Annotated in this window: 18 protein-coding genes; 12 read left to right on the forward strand and 6 right to left on the reverse strand. The window is 72.2% G+C overall.

Features of this window, described 5'->3' with window-relative positions; genetic code table 11:
- A partial coding sequence (locus tag AB0B40_RS16850; protein WP_362264235.1) for a class I SAM-dependent methyltransferase occupies positions 1–188 on the reverse strand: 188 nt, incomplete at its 3' end.
- A gap of 127 nt (positions 189–315) precedes the next feature.
- Between AB0B40_RS16850 and AB0B40_RS16855 the strand changes: the two genes are divergently transcribed.
- Entirely contained in the window at positions 316–945 is a 630-nt protein-coding gene (locus AB0B40_RS16855) for a PadR family transcriptional regulator (RefSeq protein ID WP_345050008.1), read from the forward strand.
- A gap of 63 nt (positions 946–1,008) precedes the next feature.
- Here AB0B40_RS16855 and AB0B40_RS16860 read toward each other — a convergent pair whose 3' ends face one another.
- On the reverse strand, positions 1,009–1,437 hold the full coding sequence (locus AB0B40_RS16860) for an SRPBCC family protein (RefSeq protein WP_345050011.1): 429 nt from the start codon (positions 1,435–1,437) through the stop codon (positions 1,009–1,011).
- 419 nt (positions 1,438–1,856) lie between these two features.
- Here AB0B40_RS16860 and AB0B40_RS16865 point away from each other — a divergent pair, with 419 nt between their 5' ends.
- Both AB0B40_RS16865 and AB0B40_RS16870 read left to right on the forward strand, forming a co-directional pair.
- Positions 1,857–2,501 (forward strand): Clp protease N-terminal domain-containing protein, encoded by a 645-nt coding sequence (locus AB0B40_RS16865; RefSeq protein ID WP_362264238.1) that lies wholly within the window; start codon positions 1,857–1,859, stop codon positions 2,499–2,501.
- Positions 2,502–2,570: 69 nt separating this feature from the next.
- Positions 2,571–3,599, forward strand: a complete 1,029-nt coding sequence (locus AB0B40_RS16870; RefSeq protein ID WP_345050016.1) for an EamA family transporter — start codon at positions 2,571–2,573, stop codon at positions 3,597–3,599.
- Between the two features lie 334 nt (positions 3,600–3,933).
- Here AB0B40_RS16870 and AB0B40_RS16875 read toward each other — a convergent pair whose 3' ends face one another.
- Complete coding sequence (locus AB0B40_RS16875) at positions 3,934–4,614, reverse strand: pyridoxamine 5'-phosphate oxidase family protein (RefSeq protein WP_345050019.1); 681 nt, start codon at positions 4,612–4,614, stop codon at positions 3,934–3,936.
- A gap of 63 nt (positions 4,615–4,677) precedes the next feature.
- On the opposite strand from AB0B40_RS16875, the gene AB0B40_RS16880 reads away from it, so the two are divergent.
- Positions 4,678–6,009 carry an aminotransferase class I/II-fold pyridoxal phosphate-dependent enzyme gene (locus AB0B40_RS16880; protein ID WP_345050021.1) on the forward strand — a complete coding sequence of 444 codons (1,332 nt, stop codon included), beginning with the start codon at positions 4,678–4,680 and terminating at the stop codon, positions 6,007–6,009.
- Between the two features lie 213 nt (positions 6,010–6,222).
- On the opposite strand, the gene AB0B40_RS16885 is transcribed toward AB0B40_RS16880, so the two are convergent.
- A complete protein-coding gene (locus tag AB0B40_RS16885; protein ID WP_362264241.1) occupies positions 6,223–7,161 on the reverse strand; it encodes a DMT family transporter in 939 nt (312 codons plus the stop codon).
- 74 nt (positions 7,162–7,235) lie between these two features.
- On the opposite strand from AB0B40_RS16885, the gene AB0B40_RS16890 reads away from it, so the two are divergent.
- Positions 7,236–8,138: a LysR family transcriptional regulator gene (locus AB0B40_RS16890; protein WP_345050027.1), complete on the forward strand. Its 903-nt coding sequence runs from the start codon at positions 7,236–7,238 to the stop codon at positions 8,136–8,138.
- A gap of 45 nt (positions 8,139–8,183) precedes the next feature.
- Here AB0B40_RS16890 and AB0B40_RS16895 read toward each other — a convergent pair whose 3' ends face one another.
- The gene (locus AB0B40_RS16895; RefSeq protein WP_345050029.1) at positions 8,184–8,654 is read right to left on the reverse strand and encodes a pyridoxamine 5'-phosphate oxidase family protein; all 471 of its coding nucleotides are present in this window, start codon (positions 8,652–8,654) and stop codon (positions 8,184–8,186) included.
- Positions 8,655–8,814: 160 nt separating this feature from the next.
- Here AB0B40_RS16895 and AB0B40_RS16900 point away from each other — a divergent pair, with 160 nt between their 5' ends.
- Positions 8,815–9,459 carry a cysteine hydrolase gene (locus AB0B40_RS16900; protein ID WP_345050032.1) on the forward strand — a complete coding sequence of 215 codons (645 nt, stop codon included), beginning with the start codon at positions 8,815–8,817 and terminating at the stop codon, positions 9,457–9,459.
- Positions 9,460–9,467: 8 nt separating this feature from the next.
- Here AB0B40_RS16900 and AB0B40_RS16905 read toward each other — a convergent pair whose 3' ends face one another.
- Entirely contained in the window at positions 9,468–9,881 is a 414-nt protein-coding gene (locus AB0B40_RS16905) for a Rieske (2Fe-2S) protein (protein ID WP_362264244.1), read from the reverse strand.
- Between the two features lie 265 nt (positions 9,882–10,146).
- Between AB0B40_RS16905 and AB0B40_RS16910 the strand changes: the two genes are divergently transcribed.
- The 6 genes from AB0B40_RS16910 to AB0B40_RS16935 all read left to right on the forward strand — a co-directional run bounded on the left by AB0B40_RS16910 (position 10,147) and on the right by AB0B40_RS16935 (position 16,168).
- The gene (locus AB0B40_RS16910; protein WP_362264246.1) at positions 10,147–11,220 is read left to right on the forward strand and encodes a hypothetical protein; all 1,074 of its coding nucleotides are present in this window, start codon (positions 10,147–10,149) and stop codon (positions 11,218–11,220) included.
- Positions 11,221–11,487: 267 nt separating this feature from the next.
- On the forward strand, positions 11,488–12,264 hold the full coding sequence (locus AB0B40_RS16915; protein ID WP_345050035.1) for a HipA family kinase: 777 nt from the start codon (positions 11,488–11,490) through the stop codon (positions 12,262–12,264).
- Entirely contained in the window at positions 12,261–12,710 is a 450-nt protein-coding gene (locus AB0B40_RS16920) for a DUF3037 domain-containing protein (RefSeq protein WP_345050039.1), read from the forward strand. Before AB0B40_RS16915 ends, AB0B40_RS16920 begins: the two co-directional genes overlap by 4 nt.
- 147 nt (positions 12,711–12,857) lie before the next feature.
- The gene (gene fabG, locus AB0B40_RS16925; protein ID WP_345050042.1) at positions 12,858–13,619 is read left to right on the forward strand and encodes a 3-oxoacyl-ACP reductase FabG; all 762 of its coding nucleotides are present in this window, start codon (positions 12,858–12,860) and stop codon (positions 13,617–13,619) included.
- A gap of 22 nt (positions 13,620–13,641) precedes the next feature.
- Positions 13,642–14,403, forward strand: a complete 762-nt coding sequence (locus tag AB0B40_RS16930; RefSeq protein ID WP_345050043.1) for an SDR family oxidoreductase — start codon at positions 13,642–13,644, stop codon at positions 14,401–14,403.
- 187 nt (positions 14,404–14,590) lie between these two features.
- Entirely contained in the window at positions 14,591–16,168 is a 1,578-nt protein-coding gene (locus AB0B40_RS16935; RefSeq protein ID WP_345050044.1) for an ABC transporter substrate-binding protein, read from the forward strand.
- Positions 16,169–16,254 lie beyond the last annotated feature (86 nt).

The following is a 16,254-nucleotide window of genomic DNA, read 5'->3' on the forward strand; positions in this document are numbered from 1 at the left end:
CGGCGCGCGGCCTCGTCATCGGGCGGCGGCGAGGAGGGCCACAGGCCGCCGGCGGCGGCGAAGGCCTGTGCCAGTGGGTCGCGGAAGAGCGCGTTCTCCCGCTCGGTCTCCAGCGCCCGCACCCGGGCCACCCCCACCGCCGTGGCCCACACTCCCGACGGCCGCACCGAATCCCGCTCATCAGTCATCGCGCCAGCCTAGGTGTTCGCGGCCGGCCGGGGGTTGTCAGGCTCCAGTGAACCGATATATCGTTGAAGCATCGCGAGCGATACGCGATACATAGTGAGAGATCGACGATGGAATGGAGTGATCGCGATGCGCACCCACGGATTCGGGCGTGGACATCGGCACGAGGGCCCCGGCCGCCGGGGCATGGGCGGCTTCGAGGGCGGGCGGGCCGCCTTCGGTCCGTTCGGGCCGGGCGGCCCCGGCTTCGGCGGCCCCGGCGGACCCGGTTTCGGACCGGGCCCCTGGGGGCCGCGAGGGCGGGGTGGTCCCCGGGGGCGGGCGCGGCGCGGTGACGTGCGCGCCTCGATCCTGGCCCTGCTCAAGGACCGGCCCATGCACGGCTACGAGATGATCCAGGAGATCGCCGAACGCAGCGGCGGCGCCTGGAAGCCCAGCCCCGGCTCGGTCTACCCCACCCTCCAACTGCTGGAGGACGAGGGGCTGATCGTCAGCGAGACCGAAGGCGGCAAGAAGCTGTTCGCCCTGACCGAGAGCGGACGTGCCGCCGCCGAGGAGGGGGCGGACGCCCCCTGGGAGGAGGCCTCGCGAGGAGTCGACTGGGAGGCCCTCACCGAGATCCGCCAGGCCGGCTTCGGGCTGATGGAGGCATTCGGCCAGGTCTGGAAGACCGGCAGCAAGGAGCAGCGCGAGAAGGCGCTGGCCGTCATCAACGACGCCCGCAAGAAGCTGTACCTCATCCTCGCCGACGAACACTGAGGCTCGTCCGGCGGTGCCGGGCGCCCCGTGCGGTATCCGTGCGGGGCGCCTGCGTGTCCCGGATCAGGTCACCAGGCCGCCGAGCTTGCGCAGCGACTCGTTCAGGGCGGCCGTCGCCGAGTCCCTGAGCTTGCCCGCCATCAGCGACACCGCGGCGCCGGTGAACTCGCCGTCGATGCGGACCGTGGTGGCCTGCCCGTCGGGGATCAGTGTGTAGCGGGTGACGACGGTCACCGCCATCGGGCCCTTGCCGCGGATGGCGAACACCCGCGCCGGTTCCAGCTCTTCGACGGTCCAGTCGACCTCCGCCGGGAAGCCCATCAGCTTCATGTTCTCCTGGAACGTCCCGCCCACGGCCAGGGTCTCGGGGCCGCCTTCGGGGAAGCTGGTGTGGGTCGTGTTCCACGCCCCGTACGACGGCCAGTCGGTGAGCTGGGCCCACACCTTCTCGGCCGGCGCCTGGATGCGTGCCTCCGCGCTGACTTCGGCCATGCGACCACCCCTTCGGGTCGGCGTATCGGGCTACGGTGTCGCGGAACGTAGCCGCAGGGGCGCGAACATTCAATACTGATGAACCGTCAGACCGGTTGCGCGGCCGTCAGGCACGGCCCACGCGCCGTAGCTCACGTCCTCCGGGGCGTGGACCCGGTACACGTACTGCTTGCCGTCGACCGCCGGCAGCGCCACAAGCCAGCACCCGCGCGTGCTTCCCATGGTGCTGTGGGACGTGCGCCGGCGCGCCGCGGTTGCTCCCCGGGCGCAGGGCAAGGCGGCGCGCGCCTCTTGCGCGGGATCGGCCGGATCTCCTCCGCAAGGATGAGATCCAGGCCGGCGACGTCCACTCGGCGTGGGACGCGCAAATGGTTCCCCTCGTGGATGCCTGGGCACGTCGAGGCTGATGAGCTAGGGATGTGCAACCCCGTACAGCTCACCCGACCGCCCATGACGCAGCGGTTTCGCGCGAGGACGGCGCTGCCGGGCTCGGTGCCGAGCCGGCGGCGGTGGTCGCCGCTGCCCGCCGCAGGGCCGTCCGGGACCGGGACCGGCAGACCGACACCGCCCATCTGCTCCACGCCCTGCTGGAACACGACCCCGAGGTCCGCGCGGCCATGGGCGAGCCCCGGCGGCTCGCCCGGCTCCTCGGCTACCTGGTGCAGCGCAGCATCGGCTACGGACTGCGCTGGCAGGGCAGCGTGGAGGACTCCGGCGTGATCCCCCCGGCTGCCGGCCCGGCCGCCGCCGAGCAGCCGGCCGCGGTCGCCGCGGACGGGTCCCCCTCGGCGTCTCCCTCTTCCGCCACCGGTCGCGACCCGGGCGCCAGGGACGTCGGCGGCTGGTCTCCCGCCGCGTCCGCGGCCCTCGCGGACGCGGCTGCCCGCGCCCGGCGCCGGGGCTCCTCCCGTGTCACCGGCACCGACCTGCTCGCGGCGCTCGCCGCCGACCCGCGGTCGCGGGCCGTCGAGGTCCTGGAGCACGCCGGCGTCCCGGCCCGCGAGCTGGCCGCCCGGATCGAGGCGGGCGGCGAGTGCGCCGCCGAGGGGGAGGCGGTCCGCTGACGGCCGGACCGTCCACCAGCTGAGACAGGTGTCAACAGGGGTGACGCTCCTGTCGACGCCTGTCATCATGTGCCGGTGCATACGTCTGTGAGCAGTCAGGACAATCCCGGCAAGGGTGCCGGGCTCGGCCTCGCGCTCGCCTCGGCGCTGGCCTTCGGCGGGTCCGGTGTGGCCGCCAAGCCGCTGATCGAGGCGGGACTCGACCCGCTGCACGTGGTGTGGCTGAGGGTGGCGGGCGCCGCCCTGGTGATGCTGCCGCTCGCCGTACGGCACCGGGCCCTGCCGCGCCGCCGGCCCGCGCTGCTCGCCGGGTTCGGGCTGCTCGCCGTCGCCGGTGTCCAGGCGTGCTACTTCGCCGCCCTCTCCCGGATCCCGGTCGGTGTGGCCCTGCTCATCGAGTATCTGGCGCCCGCGCTGGTGCTGGGCTGGGTGCGCTTCGTGCAGCGGCGGCCCGTCACGCGTGCCGCCGCGCTCGGTGTGATCCTCGCCGCGGGCGGCCTCGCCTGTGTGGTGGAGGTCTGGTCGGGGCTGAGCTTCGACGCGCTGGGCCTGGTGCTCGCCCTCGGCGCCGCCTGCTGCCAGGTCGGCTACTTCGTCCTCGCCGACCAGGGCAGCGACGCGGGCGAGACGGCGCCGGACCCGCTGGGCGTCATCGCCTACGGGCTGCTCGTCGGCGCCGCCGTGCTGACGGCCGTGGCCCGTCCCTGGAGCATGGACTGGTCGGTGCTGGCGGGCTCCGCGGACCTGAACGGCACCCCCGTACCGGCCGCCGCCCTGCTCGCCTGGGTGGTGCTGGTCGCCACGGTGATCGCCTACATCACCGGCGTGCTGTCCGTGCGCCGGCTGTCGCCGCAGGTCGCCGGGGTCGTCGCCTGCCTGGAGGCGGTCATCGCGACCGTGCTGGCCTGGGTGCTGCTCGGCGAGCACCTGTCCGCGCCCCAGGTCGCCGGCGGTGCGGTCGTCCTGATCGGCGCGTTCATCGCCCAGTCCTCGGCCCCCGCCGAAAACTCCGCGGAGCCGGAGCCGGAGCCGGAGCCGGAGCCGGTCGCCTCGGGCGGCGCGGAACGGGATCTGTCCGCCCGTGGCACCGCCGCTTGACGTGCGGGCCGTTCCGTCACAGGCACTCGCCCTCCGGGCTCCGGCCGCCTGAGGGGAACCTTTCGGACAACCGCCCGGCCCGGCCCGGCCGCTGCCGACGTCGGCGTCGGAGCGCCGTGGCCACGGCCCTCACTCGCGCGGTACTGGGCGAGAGCCGCGGTCGTCCGGTCCCCGTCACCACGTCCACGATCACCGTCCGCCGGAGCCGGAGCTCGCCGTCCGCTCACGCCGGAGCCTCTCCGCTGTCCGTTCAAGGCTGAGTCGGTGCCGGAGCCGGTCCCGGTGTCACCGGCGGTCGGCCGGCTCGGCGCGCAGCCCCGGTGACCGGCGGCCCCTACCGCGCCGCCAGGTAGTCCGGCAGCTCGATGCCGGCTGCCAGGTCGGCGTTGGCGACCGGGGCGTCGTAGCCCTTGCGGAGCGGGACGACCCCGGCCCAGTGCGGCAGGGAGAGGTCGGCCGGCTCGTCGTTGGCGCCGCCCGTGCGGACCTTGGCCGAGACCTCCTCCAGATCCAGGCGGATGACCGCGGTGGCGGCCAGCTCCTTCTTGTTCGCGGGCCGGGAGTCGCCGGCCCGCCCCGGCACGACGTGGTCGACCAGCGCGTCCAGGGCCAGCCGCCGCTCCTCGGGGTCGGTGACCTCGTGCGCGACACCGTGCACCACGACCGAGCGGTAGTTGATCGAGTGGTGGAAGGCGGAGCGGGCCAGCACCAGCCCGTCGACGTGGGTGACCGTCACGCACACCGGCAGGCCGGGGTCGGCCTCGCCCGTCATCCGCAGCGGGCGCGAACCGGTGGAGCCGTGGATGTAGAGCCGCTCGCCCACCCGGCCGTACAGCGTCGGCAGCACCACCGGGGCGCCGTCCCGGACGAAGCCGAGGTGGCAGACGTATCCCTCGTCCAATATCGCGTGCACCAGCTCCTGGTCGTACGAGGCCCGCTCCGCGGAGCGCGTGGGCACGGTCCGGTCGGTCGGGGTGTAGGCGGCAGCCCGTGTTTCCTCGGTCGTGCCCTGCATGACGTGGCCCTCCATGGTGGTCCGGGTTTGAGAACTGTTTTGCACTAGTGCATAATCCTCTTTGTGCTAGGAGAATATCGGATCACCGGGCGTGGCGCAGCCGAGATCGCGGCGGACATCGAGGAGGCTGTCGGTGCCGGGGAGCTGGAGCCGGGCCAGTCCCTCCCGCCCATGCGGGAGTTGGCCGCCCGGCTGGGCGTGAACCCGAACACGGTCGCCGCCGCCTACCGCACCCTGCGCGAACGCGGGGTGATCGAGACGGCCGGCCGCCGGGGCAGCCGCGTCCGCCCCAAGCCGGCCACCACCGGCCGCAGACAACTGAGGGTGGAGGTGCCCCCGGGGGGCCGTGACCTCTCCACCGGCAACCCGGACCCGGCCCTGCTGCCCCGCCTGGCCCCGGCACTGGCCGCGGCGGCCGAGGCGGCCGACCGCCTGCCCGTCCTCTACGGCGACGATCCCGTCGACGCGGACCTGGTCCGTATCGCCCGCGCCGAGCTGGACGCCGACGGCGTTCCCGCAGGTCCGCTGAGCGTGACCTCCGGGGCCCTCGACGCCGTCGAACGCGTGCTCAGCGCGCACCTCAGACCCGGCGACACGGTCGCCGTCGAGGACCCCGGCTGGGGGAGCGTGCTGGACCTCGTCCCCGCCCTGGGCCTGCACCTGGCCCCCGTCGGCGTGGACGACGACGGTCCCCGCGCGGACGACCTGCGCCGCGCCCTGGAGGCCGGGGCCCGGGCCCTGATCGTCACCGCCCGCGCCCAGAACCCGACCGGCGCCTCGGTGAGCGCCCCACGCGCGCGTGCCCTGCGCGCGGTGCTGCGGGACCACCCGGGGACCCTGCTGATCGAGGACGACCACGGTCACGGCATCGTCGACCTGCCGCTGCACCCGCTCGCGGGCGTCACCCGCCACTGGGCCTTCGTCCGCTCCGCCGCCAAGACCTACGGCCCCGACCTGCGCCTCGCGGTCCTGGCCGGCGACCCCCTCACCGTCGACCGGGTCCGGGGCCGCCAGCGCCTGGGCCCCGGCTGGGTGAGCCTGCTCCTGCAGCGGGCCGTGGCGCACCTGTGGACGGCCGGCGCGGTGGACCGGTCGGCGGTGGCGCGGTCCTACGGCGCCCGCAGGGACGCCCTGATCGAGGCGCTGGCGGGGCGCGGGGTCACCGCCCACGGCCGCAGCGGCATGAACGTCTGGGTGCCGGTACCCGACGAGACGGGCGCGGTGGCCCGTCTGGTGCAAGGAGGCTGGGCGGTCGCCCCGGGGGCCCATTTCCGCCTCGCCTCCCCGCAGGGCATCCGCGTCACGGTCTCCACGCTCACGGCGCGGGACATCGTCCCGCTGGCCGACGCGGTGGCGGCGGCGGTACGGCCGAGCCCGGCGCGGGTCTACGGATAGGGGACCGCCGAGGGGGTGCGGGGAGCCGCGCGGACAAGCAACCACGCACCGGCCACCCGCCGACCACGCACCGCCCGCGCACCCCCCACGCCCCGACCCCGCGCGTCCCCTGTCCCCAAGCCCTGATCAGGCCCTACTCGGGTCCTCGTCGGGCCCTACTCGGGTCCACGGCCGGCCTCCTCAGGCCCCCCTCAGCCGCCCCTCAGCCGCCCCTCAGGCCCCCTTCCGCCTGAACTGGGTGAGCGCGGCCCCCGCGATGACGATCACCGCGCCCACGGGCGTGGTCCAGTGCAGCGACTCCCCGAGGATCGCCACGCCCGCGGCCGTGGCGATGACGGGAATGAAGTACGTGACCATCTGGGCGGTGGTGGGTCCGACCTCGGCGACCAGCCCGTACTGGAGGAGTACCGCGAGCCCCGTGCCCAGCGCGCCCAGCGCGGCGACGGCCAGCAGCGCGACGAACGAGAGGTGCTCGGGAACACCGGTGAACACAGGTGTCACCACGGCCAGTTGTGCCGTGGCCAGCAGCAGCTGTCCGCCGGTCATCGACAGATGCGAGTTCCCCGTGCCGGCCAGAGTCCGGCGGACGTAGATCCAGCCGACCGGGTAGCTCAGCGAGGCCAGCAGGGCCGTCGCCGTGCCCGCGGCGTCCAGGCCCTGGAAGCCCTGCCAGACCCCGAGGACCGTGAGCACGCCCAGGAAGCCGAGCATCAGGCCGGCGACCCGGACCCGGGTGGGCCGGTCCTCGGACAGCGCGACCAGAGACAGGACCATGCCCCACAGGGGGGACGTGGCGTTGCAGATACCGGCCAGCGTGGACGGGATCGTCAGCTCGGAGTAGGCGAAGAGGGAGAACGGCAGGGCGTTCAGCAGGAACGCGGCGACCGCCATGTGCCCCCACAGCCGGGCGCCGCGCGGCAGCCGCTCCCGCTTCACGGCCATCGCCGCCAGCAGCACCGCCGTACCGAACACGAGCCGTCCGAGGGTGACCTGGAACGGCGCGAACCCACCGGTCCCCACCTTGATCAGCAGGAAACTGAAGCCCCAGATCAAAGACAGGGCGGCGAAGCGGAGCCGCCAGTCCAGACGGGCGCGGGGACGGGCGGGGGCGGGGGCCGAGGACCGTGTTCGGGACGTGGTGACCGTACTCATGGGCGCAACGATGCCGGAGGCATCTTCGTAGGACAATCGAGATTTCCCGCCTGGTACCTCTTAGGATCACTTACATGTTGAACCTTGAGCGCCTCCGTACCCTGGACGCACTGGCCCGGCACGGCTCGGTCAGTGCCGCCGCCGGGGCGCTGCACGTCACCACGTCCGCGGTCTCGCAGCAGCTGGGCAAGCTGGAACGGGAGATCGGACAGCAGCTCCTCGCCAAGAACGGCCGCGGGGTGCGGCTCACGGACGCCGGCCGGCTCCTGTCGGAGCACGCGGCGCGCATCCTGTCGCAGGTCGAGCTGGCCGAGTCCGACCTGGAGGCGCACCGCGGCCAGGTGGTCGGCGAGCTGCGGCTGTCGGCGTTCCCGACCGCCGCCCGGGGCCTGTTCCCCGCCGCGCTCGGCGCGCTGCGCACCGAGCACCCCGGGCTGCGCGTGCGCTCCAGTGAGCTGGAACCTGAGCAGGGCGTCGCCGGCGTGGTCCGCGGCGATCTCGATCTCGCGGTGGTCCTGGACTGGTACAACAAGCCGATGCCCGTGCCCGACGGTCTGGTGAAGGCGCCCCTGCTGGACGACCCGGCCGATGTCGCCATGCCCGTCGGGCACCGGCTCGCGGACCGGGCCGAGGTGGACCTCACCGAGTTCGCCGAGGACGAGTGGATCACCTGGGGCGAGGGGGAGTTCTGCCATGAGTGGCTGCTGTTCACCCTGCGCTCCAAGGGCGTCGAGCCGATCATCGGCCACCGTGCCGGTGAGACCCACACACAGCTCGGCCTGGTCGCGGCCGGACTCGGCGTGTGCATCGCACCGCTGCTGGGCCGGCACCCGGTGCCCGAGGGCGTGGTCCTGGTACCGCTCAAGCAGCGCGTGCGCCGCCATGTGTACGTGATCTGGCGGGCGGACGCCGACCGCCGCCCCTCCATCCGCGCGGCCGTGCAGGCGCTGCGCGAGACCGCCCTCGAACTCGGCTGACTCGAGGCGCCCGCCCTCGAACTCGGCTGACGCGGCGGGCCCGGTCTACATCCCGCCCAGCTTCCGGAAGTCCCAGGACACGATCTTCTCCGGGGTCAGCCGGGCCCAGGCGTGGCGGCCGTCGTGCGGCATCTCGTCCAGGCCGAAGTTCTTGCGGGCGAACAGTGTCTCGGCCGTGTCCAGCTCCGCGCACAGCTCACCGGTGCGCGGCGCCTCGCCCACGAACTCCACCCGGCCGGCCAGCTCGACCCCGCGCAACTGGTCGTACTCCTCACCGGAGTCGACCACGACGGCCACTCGCGGGTCACGGCGCAGCTGCGCCCAGCGGCGGCTGCGCACCACCGAGTACAGCCACAGCGAGGTGCCGTCCCAGGCGAACCACAACGCGCTCACGTGCGGTGTGCCGTCGGCCGAGACGGTCGCGACCCGGCAGGTGCGCTGGGTGGTGAGGAACTCGTCCAGCTCACCGGGCGTCATCATGATCTTCCGGCCCCGGCGCTGCTGCGTGACGGTCATACCGCCCCCTTTTCCTTCACGTCGTGTCGGGTGAACCCCTGTGCCGGCGGTGCTGCGGTGATCCTCTGACATGACGTCAGAAAAGGGAACCCGTCCGGCTTCCGCTGGCACCCAGGTATGGCTACGCTCACGGCCCGGACCTCCGGCGAAAGGGTGTGCGATGCCGTCGTACGAGCACCTCGGCGACCTCCTCGATCCCGTGAGTACCGTCCTGCTCACCGTGGAGTGCCAGCAGGGCGTCGTCGGACCGGACAGCGCGCTGCCCGAACTCGCCCGTGTGGCGCGTTCCTCCGGTGCCCTGCGCAATGTGGCCCGGCTGGTCGCGGCCGCCCACGAGACCGGGGTGCAGGTGATCCACGCCATCGCCGAGCGCCGTCCCGACGGCCGGGGCGCGAACCGCAACGCCCGCCTGTTCCGGGCCGCCGAACGGCTGCCCGTGCGTCAGCTGACCGGCAGCACGGCGGTCCGGGTCGCGCCCCCGATCGAGGTCGCCGAAGAGGACTTCGTGGTACGGCGGCTGCACGGGCTGTCCCCGGTCCACGGCACCGACGTCGACGCCCTGCTGCGCAACCTCGGCTGCCGCACGCTGGTCGTCGCCGGGGTCTCGGCGAACGTCGCCGTGCCCAACGCGGTGTTCGACGCCGTCAACCTGGGCTACACCGTCGTCGTCCCGGCCGACGCCATCGCGGGAGTGCCGGCCGACTACACCCCCGCGATGATCCGCAACACCCTCGCGCTGGTCGCCACGATCGCGACCACCGACGAGGTGCTCGGCTGCCTGAAACGGGCGTACGGACGGAGCTGAGAGCCGGTTCAGGCCAGCGTGATCTCGTCGCCGGAGACGGTGATCTCCGCGGCGGCCAGCGGCCTGGTCGCCGGTCCCTTCTTCACGCTGCCGTCCTGCGCCGAGAACCGGCTGCCGTGGCACGGGCAGACGATCACGCCGTCCGCCACGCCGCTCACCGGGCAGCCCTGGTGCGTGCACTTGGACGAGAACGCCTTGTAGGTGCCCGCCGTCGGCTGGGTGACCACGACACCCTGGTCCTTGAACACCTTGCCGCCGCCCTCGGGGATGTCCGCGGTCCCGGCGAGCACGGTGCCGGCGGTGCCGGAGGAGTCGTCGCCAGAACCGCAGGCGGTCAGCGCGGCGGCGAGCCCCGCCGCTCCGGCCGCCATGACGGTGCGACGGGCCGGTCCCGCTGCGGGATGGAGCGATTCGCTGGTCATGTGAGCGTCCCTTCCGCGGAGCTTCTCGTCGTCCGTCGGGGGGTACGGCCCCCGGACGGCGGCCGTTCAGTCGGGCGCTCGGTGACCTGGAGGCCGACGCGCCGGAAGAACAGACGCCAAGGCGCGGAAGGTTACGGTCCGGTTCCGGAGCGGAAGGGGAGTCACCGCCTGGCTGAGCGGGGTCGATACCGTGGCGCGGTGATCGTCTCGTGCGCGCTGTACGGGGCGGTCGCCGGAAGCACTCGAGAAACGGGGATCCCTCGCCATGGCCCACTCGGCCCGCTCAGCTCACATATCCCGCGGCACGCGCATCGGCGTGTTCGCCGCGGCCGTACTCTCCGCCGCGGCCTCCCTGACGGCATGTTCCACCGCCGACAGCGCTCCCGAGCGCGCGGGCGCCGCGCCGGCCGAGAGGCCGTTGCTCACCAAGGCCGAGGCGAACAAGGTGGTGGACGCTTACCAAAAGGTCAACAACCAGGCCAACGAGGAGCGTTCGGCCGCACTCATGGCGAAGGCCGAAGGCGGCGCCCTCCTTGCGATGGACAAGGCGTACTTCACGCAGATCCCGGCCCTCCGCAAGAGCGAAGTCGAGAAGAACCTCGCACCGTTCCTGTACGTCAACCGCACCTTCTACATCCCGCCCGCCTCCGCGAAGGCCGACTGGTTCCTGGTGCGCACCCAAGGCGCGCAACTCACCCACGGCAAGCCGGGCAAGCTGTGGTCGAAGGACGTCAGGTTCCTCGTCTTCAAGCGCTCCGCCGACGGCTGGCGCATGGTCGTCGCCCGCGACTTCGAAGGGGCTGATGCGGCCAAGGAGCCGCACATCGCCCTCGACAAGGCCGGGCTGATGAAGCTCGCCGACCCCGCCGCCAAGATCGGCAGGACGGCGCCCTCACAACTGCCGGGACTGGTCACCGACCTGTGGGTGACAGGCGGCCCCAACACCGCGCTCGCCGACACCGCGGCCCGGCGCGTCGGCAGGTCCTGGTACACCGAGCGCGCCGACAACCTGGACGGCCACGCCTGGGTCGACTTCAAGAAGGCCGCCCCCCACGCCGGGGACGTCTTCGCCGCGAGGACCGCCGACGGCGGTGCGCTCGTGCTGTCCGACAGTGCCGTCGACGAGACCTTCCTCGCCAAGGACCTGCAGTCCTACATCAGCCTCGGCGAGACGGACAAGCCGTTCGTCAAGCGCAACCCGGACGCGCGTATGGACAAGGTGGTCCGCCACTACGCGCAGACGGAGATCGGCGTCATCTCCGCCGACGGCAAGCCTGCCGTCTACTCCATCGGCACTCAGGTGACCAAGGTCGACGCCACCCCGACTCCCGACATCTGAGCCGGTCCTTCGCCCGCCGTCCGCTCACGCCCCTGGGCAGTGGCGCACAGGCGGTGAGGGACCGCGCCCGAGGGGTACATCCAGGACCAGGTGATGTCGGCCCGGGGGCTTCAGCGCCGACGGGGCACTCCTCCCCGGCGATCACCCTCGGTTACCCTGTTCACTTGTGCCCGAGGCCGGAAGCGAGGGGCATACGGCCATCGACGGACTGCGCCCCTTCGAAGTCGCTCCTGCACGCACGCCTGAAGAGACGGACGGCCTGGGAACATGTTGAAAGAGGTCACCGCGACCCGCTACATCACGCCGCTGCGTGAGGGCGGCTCGCTGCCGGGGCTCGTCGAGGCCGACGACTTCGGGACCTACGTCATGAAGTTCACCGGCGCCGGACAGGGCCGCAAGACCCTGGTCGCCGAGGTGGTGTGCGGCGAACTCGCCCGCCGGCTCGGGCTCCGCGTGCCCCGGCTGGTCACCGTCCGGCTGGACCCGGTCCTCGGGCTCGGCGAACCCGAGCAGCAGGTGCAGGACCTGCTCCGGGCCAGCGGCGGCACCAACCTCGGCATGGACTTCCTCTCCGGCGCGCTCGGCTACGACCCGCTCGCCTTCCCGGTGCGCCCCGAGGAGGCCGGCCGGATCGTCTGGTTCGACGCACTGATCAACAACGTCGACCGCTCCTGGCGCAACCCCAACCTCCTGGTGCACCGGGACGAGCTGTGGCTCATCGACCACGGCGCCACGATGATCTGGCACCACAACTGGCCCGCCGCCGAGTCCTCGGCAGCGCGTGCCTACGACGCCTCGGACCACGCCCTCGCCCGGTTCGCCCCCGATGTCACGGCCGCCGCCGCCGAACTGGCGCCCCGCGTCACCGAGGACCTGCTCGCCGAGGTCACCGCCGAGATCCCGGACGTCTGGCTCGCCGGCGAGCCCGGCTTCGACACCCCGGACGACCTGCGCCGGGCCTACGCACGGCCGCTGCTCGCGCGGGCGGCCGTCATCGCCGAGCGGATCACCGGCATCGGCCCCGGCACGGAGGAGGGCAAGTGAGCGAGCGCCACATCCACATGGCCGGCCATGTGACCGAGCGGCACATCACCCGGGCGGGCCAGGGCGGCGACCGGGACGTGTTCGAGTACGCGCTGCTGCGGGTCGTACCCCGGGTGGAGCGCGGGGAGTGCATCAACGCGGGCGTGGTCGTGTACTGCCGGGCCCGGGCCTACGTCGGCGCCCGCACCCATCTGGACGAGGCCCGGCTGCTCGCCCTGGACCCGGCCGCCGACATCGCCGGGGTGCGCGCCGCGCTCGGGGCGGTCGAGCGGCACTGCGCGGGCGGCGAGGAGGCCGGACAGGCGGCCGGCGACGATGCCGGGCGCCGTTACCGCTGGCTGATCGCCCCCCGTTCCACGGTGGTCCAGCCCGGGCCCGTGCACACCGGCCTGACCGCCGACCCGGCCGCCGAGACGGAACGGTTGCTGGACCTCCTGGTGAGGTAATGGATCACACCGGCCGGATGTGCCGTTGACACCGGGTGCCAGGGCTTCTAGCGTCACGGGTGCTGAAGGTACTAAGCGGTCGCTCACCGCACCAGGGACTCTCTCCGAGGGTCCGACAGGTTCTCTCAAGGGCGAGGAGAAACAGCAATGTCCACCACTGAACAGCGGGTCGCGGTAGTCACCGGTGCGGCGCGCGGCATCGGCGCCGCGACGGCCGTCCGGCTGGCCGCCGAAGGCCACGCGGTCGCCGTGATCGACCTGGACGAGGCCGCCTGCAAGGACACCGTCGAGAAGATCACCGCCGCCGGCGGCAAGGCCGTCGCGGTCGGCGCGGACGTCTCCGACGAGGCGCAGGTCGAGGCGGCCGTCGCCCGGATCGTCGAGGAGCTGGGTGCCCCGACGATCCTGGTCAACAACGCGGGCGTGCTGCGTGACAACCTGCTGTTCAAGATGAGCGCGTCCGACTGGGACACGGTCATGAACGTGCACCTGCGCGGCTCGTTCCTGATGACCAAGGCCGTCCAGAAGCACATGGTGGACGCGGGCTTCGGGCGGATCGTCAACCTCTCCTCCTCGTCGGCGCTCGGCAACCGCGGCCAGGCCAACTACTCCGCCGCCAAGGCCGGTCTCCAGGGCCTCACCAAGACCCTCGCCATCGAGCTGGGCAAGTTCGGCATCACCGCCAACGCCGTCGCCCCCGGCTTCATCGCCACCGAGATGACCAAGGCCACCGCCGACCGTGTCGGCATGGGCTTCGACGACTTCAAGAAGGCCGCCGCCACCCAGATCCCGGTGCAGCGCGTCGGTGAGCCCGAGGACATCGCCAACGCCATCGCGTTCTTCACCGGCGAGGCGGCCGGCTTCGTCTCGGGCCAGGTGCTGTACGTCGCCGGCGGACCGCTCGACTAGGGAATTCAGAGGTAGCACGGACATGACTGAACTCCCGGAGCTCTCCGGCAGGGCCGCGATCGTCACGGGCGCGAGCCGCGGCATCGGCTACGGCGTCGCCGAGGCGCTGGTCGCGCGTGGCGACCGCGTGTGCATCACCGGCCGCAACGAGGACGCCCTGAAGGAGGCCGTCGAGCAGCTCGGCGCCGAGCGGGTCATCGGCGTCGCCGGCAAGGCCCACGACCTGGACCACCAGGCCACGGCCGTCGAGCGCGCCATGGAGGCCTTCGGCCGGGTCGACTTCCTGGTCAACAACGCGGGCACCAACCCGGTGTTCGGCCCGATGGCCGACCTCGACCTGAACGTCGCCCGCAAGGTCTTCGAGACCAACGTGATCTCCGCCCTGGGCTTCGCCCAGCGGACCTGGCACGCCTGGCAGAAGGACAACGGCGGCGCGATCGTCAACATCTCCTCCGTCGCCGGCCTCGCGCCCTCGCCGTTCATCGGCGCGTACGGCGTCAGCAAGGCCGCGATGATCAACCTGACCCAGCAGCTGGCACACGAGTTCGCGCCGAAGGTACGGGTCAACGCCATCGCCCCGGCCGTGGTCAAGACCAAGTTCGCGCAGGCCCTGTACGAGGGCCGCGAGGAGGAGGCCGCGGCCGCCTACCCGCTCGCCCGGCTCGGTGTCCCCTCCGACATCGGCGGGGCCGTCGCCTTCCTCACCTCCGGGCAGTCCGACTGGATCACCGGTCAGACGCTCGTCGTGGACGGCGGCATCTTCCTCAACGCCGGCGTGGGCTGAGCCACCTTCCGGGCGCCGATTTTCGGACGGATCGGCGCCCGGAACGCCCCTCGGAATCCGCACAGCGAACTGACAACGTCGTCATCGCCGAAGCGATCAAGAACCGCTGTTCCAGGGGAGGTTCAGGTGTCCTGACGCTGCGGTATGGTCTGCCGACCCTTGGTATGGCAGATCGAGGAGCGTGCGCGTGTTCAACCGGAACCGATTCCTGCGGAAAGTCGCGGCGATCGCGTCCATATCGCTGGTCCCCGGATGCGGCCTGTTGTCCGACGGCAACCCCGACGGCCAGAAGCCGATCGTCGTGGGCACCACCAGCGTCCCCAGCACACTGGACCCGGCCGGCGCCTGGGACGGCTCCTGGGAGCTGTACCGGAACATCTTCCAGACGCTGCTCGCCTACCCGAACGGCGCCACCACGCCCCAGCCCGACGCCGCCCAGAGCTGCGCCTTCACCGACTCCAGCAGCCGCACCTACCGCTGCACACTGCGGGCCGGCCTGAAGTTCTCCGACGGCGACCCGCTGACCGCCGATGCCGTCCGGCGCTCGATCGACCGCATCCGCACCATCGACGCCCCCGGCGGACCGGCCGGACTGCTCGGCAGCCTGGACCGGGTGGAGACGTCCGGCGACCGCGGGATCGTCTTCCACCTCAACCAGCCCGACTCCACCTTCCCCTTCGTGCTGGCGACGCCCGCGATGTCGATCGTCGACCCCGACGACTACCCGGCCGGCTCCCTGCGCAAGGGCACCGACGTGCACGGCTCCGGGCCGTACGAGCTGCGGTCCTACCAGGAGGACAGCCAGGCCGTCCTGGTCCGCAACGACAACTACCAGGGCTTCGCCAAGCGGCAGAACGACGCGGTGACCATCCGCTACTTCAAGGACTCCGTCGGCATGGTCAAGGCGCTGCGGGACAAGCAGATCGACGTCACCTACCGCGGCCTCGCCGCCGACGACATCCTCGCTCTGCAGGAACACGACAGCCAGGACCTGCAACTGGTCGACGGCGCCGGCACCGACATCAGTTACCTGGTCTTCAACCCCAAGGACCCCTGGGCCAAGCAGCCCGCCGTACGCAAGGCCGTCGCCCAGATCGTCGACCGGGGCGCGATCGCGCACAAGGTCTACAAGGACACCGTCGACCCGCTGTACTCGATGGTCCCCAAGGGCCTGACCGGCCATGCCACCGGCTTCTTCGACGACTACGGCGACCCCAGCGTCCCCAAGGCCCGCAAGATCCTCTCCGACGCCGGCATCACCCAGCGCGTCCCGCTCACCCTCTGGTACACCACCGACCGCTACGGCTCGGAGACGGCCCGGATGTTCCAGGAGCTGAAGCGACAGCTGGAGGACTCGGGCCTGTTCACCATCACCCTCAAGAGCCGCCCGTGGAAGACGTACGTGGTCGGCTACCAGAAGGGCGAGTACCCGGTGTTCGGGCGCGGCTGGTTCCCGGACTTCCCCGACGCGGACAACTTCATCGCCCCGTTCGTCGGCGAGCACAACGCCCTGGGTACGCCCTACCCGGCCCCGGAGATCACCGGCAGGCTGCTGCCGCACGCGCGCGCGGAGAGCGACCGCGCCCAGACCGTCAAGGACATGGAGGCGGCCCAGCAGATCATCGTGAACGACGCCCGGCTGATCCCGCTGTGGCAGGGGCGGCAGTTCGTGGCGGCCAGTGTCGACGTCTCCGGCGGCGAGCAGGCCCTGGACCCGTCGACGATCATGATGATGTGGACGCTGCACCGCAAGACCAGCTGGTGAACGGCCCTCGCGGCACCGGTTGTCAGTGGTCGCCTGTAGGTTCTGAATCCTGGAAGTGACCGCCACCGTAGTCGCTGGATACCGTG

This window comes from Streptomyces sp. NPDC042638 (assembly GCF_040647235.1).
Classification (GTDB): Bacteria; Actinomycetota; Actinomycetes; order Streptomycetales; family Streptomycetaceae; genus Streptomyces; species Streptomyces rameus.

Coding starts and splice junctions, on each gene's coding strand:
- AB0B40_RS16855 (WP_345050008.1), top strand. CDS start 316: ATGCGCACCCACGGATTCGGGCGTGGACATCGGCACGAGGGCCCCGGC.
- AB0B40_RS16860 (WP_345050011.1), bottom strand. CDS start 1,437: ATGGCCGAAGTCAGCGCGGAGGCACGCATCCAGGCGCCGGCCGAGAAG.
- AB0B40_RS16875 (WP_345050019.1), bottom strand. CDS start 4,614: ATGCAGGGCACGACCGAGGAAACACGGGCTGCCGCCTACACCCCGACC.
- AB0B40_RS16885 (WP_362264241.1), bottom strand. CDS start 7,161: ATGAGTACGGTCACCACGTCCCGAACACGGTCCTCGGCCCCCGCCCCC.
- AB0B40_RS16890 (WP_345050027.1), top strand. CDS start 7,236: ATGTTGAACCTTGAGCGCCTCCGTACCCTGGACGCACTGGCCCGGCAC.
- AB0B40_RS16895 (WP_345050029.1), bottom strand. CDS start 8,654: ATGACCGTCACGCAGCAGCGCCGGGGCCGGAAGATCATGATGACGCCC.
- AB0B40_RS16900 (WP_345050032.1), top strand. CDS start 8,815: ATGCCGTCGTACGAGCACCTCGGCGACCTCCTCGATCCCGTGAGTACC.
- AB0B40_RS16905 (WP_362264244.1), bottom strand. CDS start 9,881: ATGACCAGCGAATCGCTCCATCCCGCAGCGGGACCGGCCCGTCGCACC.
- AB0B40_RS16910 (WP_362264246.1), top strand. CDS start 10,147: ATGGCCCACTCGGCCCGCTCAGCTCACATATCCCGCGGCACGCGCATC.
- AB0B40_RS16915 (WP_345050035.1), top strand. CDS start 11,488: ATGTTGAAAGAGGTCACCGCGACCCGCTACATCACGCCGCTGCGTGAG.
- fabG (WP_345050042.1), top strand. CDS start 12,858: ATGTCCACCACTGAACAGCGGGTCGCGGTAGTCACCGGTGCGGCGCGC.
- AB0B40_RS16930 (WP_345050043.1), top strand. CDS start 13,642: ATGACTGAACTCCCGGAGCTCTCCGGCAGGGCCGCGATCGTCACGGGC.